We start from the raw sequence: 9,621 nt of genomic DNA, 5'->3' as shown, positions 1-9,621 counted from the left end.
AGCGTGCGGCAGGGAACGGTATCGCGGTGATGCCTCCTGCCCCCTCAGACTACAGGAGTGCTGCCATGTCCAGATTCATTCTCGGGAACTGTATTGATGTGATGCGCGGATTCCCCGACCGTGCCGTGGACCTTATTGTGACCGATCCGCCTTACCTCGTCGGTTTTAAGGACCGTCAGGGCAGACAGATTGCCGGGGATGTGACGGACGAATGGCTGCAACCGGCCACGCTGGAGATGTACCGCGTCCTTAAAAAAGACGCACTGATGGTGAGCTTCTACAGCTGGAACCGTGTGGACCGCTTTATGGCCGCGTGGAAGGCGGCAGGATTCTATGCCGTGGGCCAGCTTGTGTTCACCAAAAACTATGCCTCCAACCGTCGTAACGCCAGGGCCCGACGCGGATTTGTGGACTACTGCCATGAAGGGGCTTATGTCCTTGCCAAAGGCCGCCCCGTGCCGCCCCTTAAACCGCTGCCGGATGTGCTGCCCTTCCCGTATACCGGTAATACCCTGCATCCGACGCAGAAACCGGTGGAGGCGCTACAGCCGCTGATTGAGTCATTCAGCGCCCCGGGCGCGATTGTTCTCGACCCGTTTGCCGGAAGCGGTTCGACCTGCGTCGCTGCATACCGTGCCGGACGCCGCTATATCGGCATCGAAATGCTGGCGCAGTACCACCGGGCCGGAACCGAACGACTGGCCGCCATGCACCGGGCCGTAAATACCCCGGCGGCGAACGATGAATGGCTCCCGGAGGCCGCGTAATGAATTACGACGGACACGAAGCCCTGCGCCGCGATATGGCCGGGCTGGCGAACAATCTTTGCGACCTGAAAACCACCCTGAAAGTGCTGGAAGACACGTACCACTACCGGTACGACGGACTGGCGGAACGGCTTGCCGGTATCAGTCTGCGACGTCTCAGCGTCCTGATGGATGAGGCGTTCAATATTGCACTGATGCTCGATGAAAGCTTTCTGGATTGAGGAGAGAACATGTACGGAACCCGTGAAGATCTTTGCAGGATGCTGAATGAGCAATATCCCGCAGAAACCCCGCTGAACCTGATTATCTGGACCCCGGCGGATATTGAAGCACTGGCTGACGGGATGGAATATTCCTTTTCAGAACATGACGTAAGGGCAGTACTGGAACGCATGGACACTATACCGGAAGAACAACGGCTTGAGTCGGGCGTGTCAGCCGGCCTGGTGATGGCACTGATAGACCAGGTGAAAGAGAACGGGCAGAGGGTGACTGTGCCGGTTGACCTGCTTGAAACCCTGCTGATTACCGCCGAACAGGCATTGTGGGACAGGGAATGGACCGCACGGGATCGCAATCTCCCGGTGCCGGAAAGCGTAATGCGCCGCCTGGCGGATACAGCAAAAGTGCGGGCATTACTGAAAAGCTGACAGCAGATCGCCCCGCCACGCGGCGGGGTGATATAACCCGGACAGAGACGATAATGATGAAAAAAGAAACCCTTAACACGCTTATTCTGCGTCACGGCGACCGGATGCTGCGCCAGGCTGGCTGGCCCGACACTGTTGATATGGCGCCCGTCGCCCCCGAAACCGTACCCGGCTGGCTTGCCGCCTGCGGCTCTCTCAGTGGCGTGGAAATCCTCACGCTTACGGAACAGCTTTGTCAGCCGCTGACGTATGGCCGGGCAGCGTTGTTGCTCGCCAGCGCCCGGCGGCTGGCGGGAACCCCGGCTCGTCTGCATCTCTTTCCGGTGCAGGCATATCCGCATCCGGAGCGGCTGGCTGACTGTCAGGTTATCCGCCTGCCTTACGCTCAGGAGTGGCTGACAGCGGCGGAATGTGACGATCTGCTGGCCTTCCTGAAAGCCTCCCTCACGCAGATATCGGAAATCGTCCACCGGGATACGAAGCGCATCGCCGCCGCGCTGACGCCGTCCGTCACTCCCCGTCTGATGGACAGGCGGATCGGTGACTGGCGCTTGCTGGCCGTGGAGTATGATCATGATAACTGCCTGGACGAAGACGAAACCGACAGGCTGGATCAGGTCCTCGATGCCATTCTTATTCGCGATGCGCGATTCTGCCCGGTCCTGCTCACCCTGGTTAACGAGCGGGAGGAAACTATCAGGAGCGCAGGGGTTATCGCTGATCAGCTGCGTTTTACGGACACTCCGGTCCGGCGCTGGTTTGATCGCCGGGTTTTAAGGGAAATGGTGAGAGAGGCCCGCGCCAGCAGAACTCAGGAGTGACAGCCCGGAGCGTCAGGGGAGGGGGACCCTCCCTTGTCAGCCTGCCGGCACAGGAGGTGTGGTGCGATAAGGATGTCGCCGTGCCGGCTCCGCGTCCACCCGGCCCGGTTTCCGGGCCTTTTGGGTGAACACAACCCTCTGTTATCGCCGTGCCGTGTGCTGGCTGTGCCGTGCCTTCACTTTAGCCCGGCAGCCGCAGAGGCTGGAGTTCGCTGGCGCCGCCATCCCCGGATAAGGCAGTCGCCGGCTTGCCGTTGCCGCCGGCTCCGCTTCACCCGGCCCCATCCCTCCGGTCCGTGGCCTTATTACTGCGTCTGTCGCGTTGCGACATCTGCTTCCGCTTTTCTCCCGGTGGTCAAAAAACGGGGGAGAGAAACCCTGTATTCAACCTCCTGCATCGCGACGGGTAGTGCCGTGCCTTCACTTTAGCCCGGCCGCTGCAGATGCAAGGGTGCGCTGACGCCGCCATCCTCGCCCGGTCGCAGGTTTTTTATGATGCTCGCCGTTCTTCCCGTCGTTTTCTCGCTCAGGTTTCGCTCGAAAACCGTCCAGACCAGCTTCGCGCTATATCTGCGCTGCGGCCTCCGGTGTCGCCCCTGCATCTTCCGCTTTTCGCCGGGCTGTCGTGTCGGCACGGCACAACCCGGTGCCGCAGTCTATGTGATTACGGAGGTTTATCCATGCAGTATGTGAATACATGCCCGGTCCTGAATGTTGAGGAGTCCGACCGCCTGTCTTTTATGCCGTACCTGTTCGGCACGGATTTCATGCTCGCGGAATTACAGGTGTACGCTCTGGCCAAAAAATGGATGCCCGAATATGAGGGCGGCTTCTGGCATTTTATTCGCCTGCCGGAGGGGGGCGGCTACATGATGCCGGATTGTGGCCGGGTACATCTGGTCAGTAGCGAAAACTGGTTTGATCGCACTGTCAGCGCCGACGCGGCGGGCATTATTCTGACCAGCCTGGCGATTAATCGCCGTCTGGCGGCCCATCATGACAGCAGTAACCCGGCGCTGACTCGCCTTTATATGCTGCGTGATGCCCAGCTCTGGAATCACATCACCTTTCACCCCGAATGCAGTGCTATTTACGCCGCGCTGGACTGATTAACGACCGGGGCGGTTACACCGCCCCGCAGGGAGACAAAAATGACTTCATCAGTAACCGTTCCGGCCGTCTACGTGGGCACATATCACCAGTACAACGGCGGCAGTATTTTTGGCAAATGGTTTGATTTAACCGACTTCGACGACGAAGACGAATTTTATGACGCCTGCCGGGCGTTGCATGCCGCCGAGGATGACCCCGAGTTTATGTTTCAGGACTGGGAAGGGATCCCGTCTCAGTTTGCCTCTGAATCCTCTGTTAAGTGGGCGTTTATCGAGGCATTCCGGCAGGCGCAGGACGAAGGACGCGCTGCCGCGTTTGTGGCCTGGGCGGACTATACCGGCGAGTGCGACTATGACGCCTTTGATGAGGCGTATTGTGGCGAGGCTGAAAGCGAGGCGGATTTTGCTTATGGCTTTGTGGAGGATCACGGCCTGTTAAACGAGGTGCCTGAATCCCTGCGCGTCTATTTCGATTATGAGGCTTATGCGCGGGATCTGTTCAGCAGCGGCTATGTCTTCCATGAAGGCTATGTATTCAGCAACTGATTACTATCCGGCGGGGAAGCCCGCCGGTTAAGGAGAAAGCACATGAAACTTGCACCACAAAGCCGCGATATCCTGCGACAGTACAAAGCCCTGATTAATGCCCGCCGCCGCGATGCCGGTCAGCGGGAACTGACCACTGCGCAGGTGATGGATGAAATCTGCGAATACATGACCTGTCAGTGCGCCGTCTATATTGGCGGCCATTTCATTCTTCAGGGGGGAAAGGCACGATAAATCACAGGGCAGGGGGGAACCTCTGCCGCTTCCGGCCGCGCGAAAACCCGGGCAGGCTGCGCCTGCCGGAGAGAGACGTCGCCGCGCCTCCGGCGCCGCGCACTCTCCTCTCCGTTGTCAGTCGCTGTTGCCCCGGAATTCGCGTATTATCAGGGATATCTTCCTGTAAAGCAGACCGGTGATGCATATGTCAAAGTGGAATATCGCCTCTTTTTCAAAGGAGGAGCAGGATAAAGTTGCCGTCGATAAGGTGGCCGCTGCTGTTGCCTGGCAGGAACGCATGAACAAGCCCGTCATGCCGGAACTTGTTGAACGGGAACAGCCTGAACACCTGCGCGAATATTTCCGTGAACGGCTCTGCGTACATCGACTGAACAGTCAGCAGCTGCCGCGCGCAAATGCGCCCGAATATAATAAACCCGGAGATGAGCAGCAGAAGTGATTCTTATAGTCAGTGTGTCCAGGGAGGAAATTTTATGCGTATGTCTCTGATGTTTGCAGCCGTGACGCTTTTAACCGGTATTAACCTGTTTTTTATTCCGTTTCAGCCTGTTCCGGCTCTGTGGGGGGCTATCCTGGCCGTTGCTTTTGTTCTGATTAATGTCGTGGCGGATAAGCTGCGCCTCTGGAGTGGCATTGCGTGGATTATCGTTGCCGGCATCATCATAACGCTGATGCTGAAGGGGAAAGAGCCGGGTGACGAATTACGCGGGTTGATCACCGTTTTTGCTTTCCTGGCTTCGGCCTGGTACTGCGTTGTACAGTACAGAAAAGAGCAGGGCGAATCTCAGTCCTGACCTGACCGGTACCCTTCATCTTGCTGCTGCTCTTCCTCTGGCTTTGCCTCACTTTCCTTTCACACAATCTGCTCCGGGGCCACCTTCGGCTCCTGACCCGCTGGCGCGGTTCAGTCGTCGAGCCACACTCCGCTAACCGCGAAAAGACGCGGTAAGCTCCGCCGAACCCGCTACGCGGTTTCGGGCCTGGCGGCTAGTGTCTGATGTCTGACGTCAAGGTCAACGGCAGCGCTTGCTGCGACCGTCCCGGCCGCGCCGCTTTCACCGTGCCGGCGAAGGACTGCCGGCACTCTGCGGGGCAACGCCGTTTCGCGCCCGCGCTCTTCGTCGTTGCGGCGGGTGCCTGCTCCTTTCCCCTGGTACCCGTATCACCCGTTTGAGTCCATTCGCCGGGGCTGAGACAAGCACAACCCGTCTTGCTGTCCAGGGGACGGCAGGGCCTTTCGCAATAAATTTTTCCCGGCCATTCCGCTGCCGCTTCATTAGGCCGAAAAAAATTTCCCGCTCACCCCCGGACATCTGCACCGGGCCGTGCTCGTTTACGCCCTTGCGGCGAACGGCTCTCAAACGGGTGAAGGTTATATCCAGGGGCAGGTTCAGCAGGTCCCCGGACAAAGTCAAAACCGCGGCCCCGGCAACTCAACGGGTGATGGTTAAAAAATTAAACAGGTGAAGGAGAATAATATGCGTTTAGCATCCCGATTTGGACTTACTCAATCCATTCGTCAGGAACGCCCACTGACTAACGATGAATTAGTCAAGGTTGTACCTTCTGTGTTTTCAGAAGAAAAGCATAATTCACGTAGTGATCGCTATACCTATATTCCAACTATTACACTGCTGGATAAATTACGTGAAGAAGGTTTCCAGCCATTTTTTGCCTGTCAGTCACGAGTAAGGGATGAGGATAAACGGGGGCATACTAAGCATATGGTAAGACTTCGCCGTGAAGGGGCCAATAAAGGAACAGAAGTACCCGAAATCATTCTTCTTAACTCGCATGATGGATCGTCCAGTTATCAAATGATCCCGGGTATGTTCCGTTTTGTATGCACAAATGGCCTTGTGTGCGGTACGTCGTTTGGTGAGATTCGTGTACCTCATAAAGGTGATATTGTTGGAAGGGTTATCGAAGGTGCTTACGAAGTTCTGGGAATTTTCGATAAAATAACTGAAGGCGTTGATGTCATGAAGTCTATTACATTAACCAAGGAAGAACAGCGTCTGTTTGGACAAGCTGCATTAACCTACCGATATGAAGATGAAAATAAATCTCCGGTCAGTATTGAACAGATAATTCATCCGCGCCGTTATGAAGATAAAAAAGATGACATCTGGACTACATATCAAAGGGTCCAGGAAAATCTGATTAAAGGCGGTTTGCCTGGCCGAACTGAAAAAGGGAAAAGAACAACAACCCGGCCAGTAAAAGCAATCGATGGTGATGTTAAACTCAATAAGGCATTGTGGTTAATTGCGGAGAAATTCCGCACTCTTAAAGGCTAATTATAAGCGCCGGGCAGCTGTCCGGCGTTTTGATGGTGGGAATACTTATGTTTGAATTTAAAGCTGTCTGTATCAGTATTTCACATATGGAAGAAGGTGATATCAGAGTTCTTCAGGTGCTTTCATCAACAACCAATTATCTAACTTGCGATAGTTACTTAGAGTGGATACATGATACACCTTATGGTTGTGTTATAAGGATGTATGATTTCAAACGCCATCTTCTGGCGCTAAAAAGAGGTGGGGTGTCAAAATTTTTACGCAAAAATCTCATACTAATGCACCGGGAGGGCGGGTATCTGCTTTTTCATTTTGATAGTGATGCCGATTATTATCCAGGTATAGATGCCGTAGATTTTTAAGAAATTCAAGCCTTCTTATATCAGAAGGTTTTTTAGTTCATGGCGATTTTCTGATCTTTAGAAGAAGTTCGTTTGCTTGCTTTGATAGCCGTGTAGTAGTAATGGATCTTCTTCGCATACTCGTAACGTCTTGCTGCCTGGCGCGGGGTCTTTTTGAAGCCTGCATTGTATGCCCCGACTGCATCCCACGAAACGCCCCACTTTTTAAACGCCTGAGCCAGATAATAGGCTCCGGTGTAGATGTTAAGACAAGCATCGCTAAGAAGATGATCCGGTTTTATTCCATATCGCGACAGTTCGTTGAAATGCTGCGAGTCAATTTGCATCAAGCCTGATCCATAACCCGTAACAGGATTACGCCCAATCGCATCAATTTTAAATCGTGATTCTTGCCATGATATAGCACGCAGGAGATCCGGATCAATTTTGTAATCCCTGCCAGCCATATCAAAGCAGTCTGCTGCCATTGATGACAATGGTATTAAAGACAGGATGATACCAAACGCTACTCCCTTCATGAATTCCCCTCCGTGCCAAATCCCGGAATAACCTTAACCCATCCAAGACCGAGACTCAACATATATGCACTCCTCACCACAAAATCACCACACCCCACGCAAAATTAAAATTTTGCAGATTGGTATTTGTAAACAGTGAGTTATGACAAAAATAATGTGCAGTACATTTATTTAATGTGTTAAAGCGATTCGCCTATGAATCTAAATAGATTCACTGGCGAATTGTATGGGATTCGTTAGAGACTATTTTTTTGTAAAACATTTATTTACAAGAGCCATGAATCTATATTAGATTCGTGGCTAAAAGGATAGTGATTCGTGGAATGAATCGTCATTTCTATCATAGTGACTCTAATAGTGAATCGCGCAACATGCGTAGTTTTAGCACTTAGAGTTTTGTGGGTTATACGAGATTATAATTGTGAGGGACTATGGCTAAGATCCAAGTTTATGTAAATGACAAAGTTGCAGAGAAAATTAATGCGATAGCAGTTCAGCGTCGTGCTGAAGGTGCGAAAGAGAAAGATATTAGCTATTCAAGTATTGCATCGATGTTGCTTGAGCTTGGTTTGCGTGTCTACGAAGCCCAGATGGAACGCAAAGAATCCGGGTTTAATCAGATGGCATTCAATAGAGCGCTGCTTGAAAGCATGGTTAAAACACAGTTTACTGTGAATAAGGTGCTGGGGATCGAATGTTTGAGTCCTCATGTTCATGGTAACCCAAGATGGGAATGGTCAGGGTTAATAGAAAACATCCGGGATGACGTTAATGCTGTGATAGAGCAATTCTTTCCAAAAGTGGATGACACTGACAATGATTAGCGTAAGGCATTGCGAAATGTAATAATGGACCGTCTAGTTTTTTATTATAAGTTGAATAAATATACTTCTTTTTTGAGAATCTTTAGAAGAATGATCTAATCTATTTTGATGACATCCAGTTAAATGGGATTTATAATTCAAGAGCAACTGAAAATTTGAGAAACATTGGTGTAGAGAGATGCAACCTCTCTACACCAACTATCCATAGAACCCTTCTAAGGAGGAACCTATGTGTGCGATGGATCGTAGTGGTGATGACAGCTTAAGTCAATCGGTTAGGGATGCTCTTCTTCACATAAAGGGGTTGTATAACACCTCACCTGTCTCTGTTTGCGTAAGAAACCAACAACGCGATGTCCTATATTCCAACACATCATTTGAACAAATGTATGACTTTTTTAAAACAGAAGGTGTAGCAGGTAGTTTCTCAGGATCATTTCATGAACTGGAGTTGATGCTTTCCCAGTTAGAACTTGATTGCATGGCGCTAGGTAAAGGTTGTGTGTTAAGTAAAATTTTTTCGTGTGGAAAATCAAATTTTCAAATTCGAATTGAGTTTATCAGTCTTTTGGATGATGATTTTTATTTTTTTTGGCAAATGAATCTTCTGATAACGGTTCCATTATCCAGCCGAAAAATGAAATTCATAAAATCAAAAGACATTCCGGATTTTGATGAGGCTATTGCAAGGATAAGTGATTTGAATATCATTCCTCTTTCATTTTATGTTCTTGGTTTTAGCTATATGGACATATCAAATTATATTTCTGTGCCTGAGAAGATTGTAAAAAAAAGGATCGATCGTGCGAAAGAGAAAGTATTGGAGGTTTATCCGTCTTTTAGAGCATTTGTAACGGATTGCTACAGGAGCAGGAAAATATATTTTTTTATTGAGAATGTTTATGAATATGTTATGTTAATAAATTGTTAAATTGATTGGGGCTGTTTAGCCCCTTTATTTCCTGTGTCTTTCTGTGTAATGATTTGTCTATAAGGTTTCTAATCGGAGAAGCAGTGTGTCAAAGCGTTATACCAGCACTGGAAATAAGAATATTGTTTCCGTTTACCTTGATGACGACACTCATGCACTTTTAGTTAGCGCAAAGAACCGTAGTGGCAGAACTAAATCAACCGAGGTCGCGATGCGTCTCAAAGATCATCTGAGGCGCTTTCCAAACTATATCTTTTCTGAACTGCGAGAGGAGGGTGAAAGTTAATATCCTAATCAAATAATACAGAAGTGATTTTCAACTAACGTATACATTCTCTTTAAAGGAAATAAATATGAATGCTGTATTAAGGGCACTGTTGCAAATAGTCGGTGGTGATAAACTTATCATCCCCTTTTGCTGATGGAGCTGCACATGAACCCATTCAAAGGCCGGCATTTTCAGCGTGACATCATTCTGTGGGCCGTACGCTGGTACTGCAAATACGGCATCAGTTACCGTGAGCTGCAGGAGATGCTGGCTGAACGCGGAGTG

At 50.6% G+C, this 9,621-nt stretch carries 15 protein-coding genes and 1 pseudogene; 15 read left to right on the top strand and 1 reads right to left on the bottom strand.

Going from position 1 to position 9,621, the window contains the following annotated elements:
• Positions 1–65: 65 nt before the first annotated feature.
• From MKS11_RS26820 to MKS11_RS26770, 11 genes are all read left to right on the top strand, one after another.
• Positions 66–767 (top strand): DNA methylase, encoded by a 702-nt coding sequence (locus MKS11_RS26820; protein WP_004152355.1) that lies wholly within the window; start codon positions 66–68, stop codon positions 765–767.
• Entirely contained in the window at positions 767–988 is a 222-nt protein-coding gene (locus tag MKS11_RS26815; protein WP_001568042.1) for a hypothetical protein, read from the top strand. Before MKS11_RS26820 ends, MKS11_RS26815 begins: the two co-directional genes overlap by 1 nt.
• A 9-nt stretch (positions 989–997) precedes the next feature.
• Entirely contained in the window at positions 998–1,417 is a 420-nt protein-coding gene (locus tag MKS11_RS26810) for a DUF1380 domain-containing protein (RefSeq protein ID WP_001568043.1), read from the top strand.
• Positions 1,418–1,470: 53 nt separating this feature from the next.
• Positions 1,471–2,238 carry a hypothetical protein gene (locus MKS11_RS26805; protein WP_001568044.1) on the top strand — a complete coding sequence of 256 codons (768 nt, stop codon included), beginning with the start codon at positions 1,471–1,473 and terminating at the stop codon, positions 2,236–2,238.
• 680 nt (positions 2,239–2,918) lie between these two features.
• Positions 2,919–3,347, top strand: a complete 429-nt coding sequence (locus MKS11_RS26800; RefSeq protein ID WP_001568045.1) for an antirestriction protein — start codon at positions 2,919–2,921, stop codon at positions 3,345–3,347.
• A 42-nt stretch (positions 3,348–3,389) separates the two neighbouring features.
• Positions 3,390–3,896 (top strand): antirestriction protein ArdA, encoded by a 507-nt coding sequence (locus MKS11_RS26795; RefSeq protein WP_001568046.1) that lies wholly within the window; start codon positions 3,390–3,392, stop codon positions 3,894–3,896.
• A 42-nt stretch (positions 3,897–3,938) separates the two neighbouring features.
• Positions 3,939–4,130 (top strand): hypothetical protein, encoded by a 192-nt coding sequence (locus tag MKS11_RS26790; RefSeq protein WP_001568047.1) that lies wholly within the window; start codon positions 3,939–3,941, stop codon positions 4,128–4,130.
• A gap of 187 nt (positions 4,131–4,317) precedes the next feature.
• Positions 4,318–4,572 (top strand): DNA polymerase III subunit theta, encoded by a 255-nt coding sequence (locus MKS11_RS26785; RefSeq protein WP_024191981.1) that lies wholly within the window; start codon positions 4,318–4,320, stop codon positions 4,570–4,572.
• 34 nt (positions 4,573–4,606) lie between these two features.
• On the top strand, positions 4,607–4,927 hold the full coding sequence (locus MKS11_RS26780) for a hypothetical protein (protein WP_001568049.1): 321 nt from the start codon (positions 4,607–4,609) through the stop codon (positions 4,925–4,927).
• Between the two features lie 684 nt (positions 4,928–5,611).
• Entirely contained in the window at positions 5,612–6,433 is an 822-nt protein-coding gene (locus tag MKS11_RS26775; RefSeq protein WP_032454971.1) for a DUF932 domain-containing protein, read from the top strand.
• 32 nt (positions 6,434–6,465) lie between these two features.
• Positions 6,466–6,795, top strand: a complete 330-nt coding sequence (locus MKS11_RS26770) for a DUF5983 family protein (RefSeq protein WP_011977736.1) — start codon at positions 6,466–6,468, stop codon at positions 6,793–6,795.
• A gap of 32 nt (positions 6,796–6,827) precedes the next feature.
• Here the strand turns inward: MKS11_RS26770 and MKS11_RS26765 are convergent, their stop codons facing one another.
• On the bottom strand, positions 6,828–7,313 hold the full coding sequence (locus tag MKS11_RS26765; RefSeq protein ID WP_001568108.1) for a transglycosylase SLT domain-containing protein: 486 nt from the start codon (positions 7,311–7,313) through the stop codon (positions 6,828–6,830).
• 431 nt (positions 7,314–7,744) lie between these two features.
• On the opposite strand from MKS11_RS26765, the gene traM reads away from it, so the two are divergent.
• From traM to MKS11_RS26745, 4 genes and pseudogenes are all read left to right on the top strand, one after another.
• Entirely contained in the window at positions 7,745–8,137 is a 393-nt protein-coding gene (traM, locus tag MKS11_RS26760) for a conjugal transfer relaxosome DNA-binding protein TraM (protein WP_004194114.1), read from the top strand.
• A 229-nt stretch (positions 8,138–8,366) separates the two neighbouring features.
• Entirely contained in the window at positions 8,367–9,068 is a 702-nt protein-coding gene (locus tag MKS11_RS26755; protein ID WP_025712700.1) for a hypothetical protein, read from the top strand.
• 85 nt (positions 9,069–9,153) lie between these two features.
• Positions 9,154–9,354 carry a TraY domain-containing protein gene (locus tag MKS11_RS26750; RefSeq protein WP_046664192.1) on the top strand — a complete coding sequence of 67 codons (201 nt, stop codon included), beginning with the start codon at positions 9,154–9,156 and terminating at the stop codon, positions 9,352–9,354.
• A gap of 147 nt (positions 9,355–9,501) precedes the next feature.
• Positions 9,502–9,621, top strand: a pseudogene (locus MKS11_RS26745) (IS6 family transposase); the annotation flags it as partial.

The organism is Klebsiella sp. K5-45 (assembly GCF_030128605.1).
Taxonomy (GTDB): domain Bacteria; phylum Pseudomonadota; class Gammaproteobacteria; order Enterobacterales; family Enterobacteriaceae; genus Klebsiella; species Klebsiella quasipneumoniae.
The sequence above is the reverse complement of the archived record's forward strand: the minus strand, read 5'-3'. Positions and strand labels throughout refer to the sequence as shown.

Coding starts and splice junctions, on each gene's coding strand:
- MKS11_RS26820 (WP_004152355.1), top strand. CDS start 66: ATGTCCAGATTCATTCTCGGGAACTGTATTGATGTGATGCGCGGATTC.
- MKS11_RS26815 (WP_001568042.1), top strand. CDS start 767: ATGAATTACGACGGACACGAAGCCCTGCGCCGCGATATGGCCGGGCTG.
- MKS11_RS26810 (WP_001568043.1), top strand. CDS start 998: ATGTACGGAACCCGTGAAGATCTTTGCAGGATGCTGAATGAGCAATAT.
- MKS11_RS26805 (WP_001568044.1), top strand. CDS start 1,471: ATGATGAAAAAAGAAACCCTTAACACGCTTATTCTGCGTCACGGCGAC.
- MKS11_RS26800 (WP_001568045.1), top strand. CDS start 2,919: ATGCAGTATGTGAATACATGCCCGGTCCTGAATGTTGAGGAGTCCGAC.
- MKS11_RS26795 (WP_001568046.1), top strand. CDS start 3,390: ATGACTTCATCAGTAACCGTTCCGGCCGTCTACGTGGGCACATATCAC.
- MKS11_RS26790 (WP_001568047.1), top strand. CDS start 3,939: ATGAAACTTGCACCACAAAGCCGCGATATCCTGCGACAGTACAAAGCC.
- MKS11_RS26785 (WP_024191981.1), top strand. CDS start 4,318: ATGTCAAAGTGGAATATCGCCTCTTTTTCAAAGGAGGAGCAGGATAAA.
- MKS11_RS26780 (WP_001568049.1), top strand. CDS start 4,607: ATGCGTATGTCTCTGATGTTTGCAGCCGTGACGCTTTTAACCGGTATT.
- MKS11_RS26775 (WP_032454971.1), top strand. CDS start 5,612: ATGCGTTTAGCATCCCGATTTGGACTTACTCAATCCATTCGTCAGGAA.
- MKS11_RS26770 (WP_011977736.1), top strand. CDS start 6,466: ATGGTGGGAATACTTATGTTTGAATTTAAAGCTGTCTGTATCAGTATT.
- MKS11_RS26765 (WP_001568108.1), bottom strand. CDS start 7,313: ATGAAGGGAGTAGCGTTTGGTATCATCCTGTCTTTAATACCATTGTCA.
- traM (WP_004194114.1), top strand. CDS start 7,745: ATGGCTAAGATCCAAGTTTATGTAAATGACAAAGTTGCAGAGAAAATT.
- MKS11_RS26755 (WP_025712700.1), top strand. CDS start 8,367: ATGTGTGCGATGGATCGTAGTGGTGATGACAGCTTAAGTCAATCGGTT.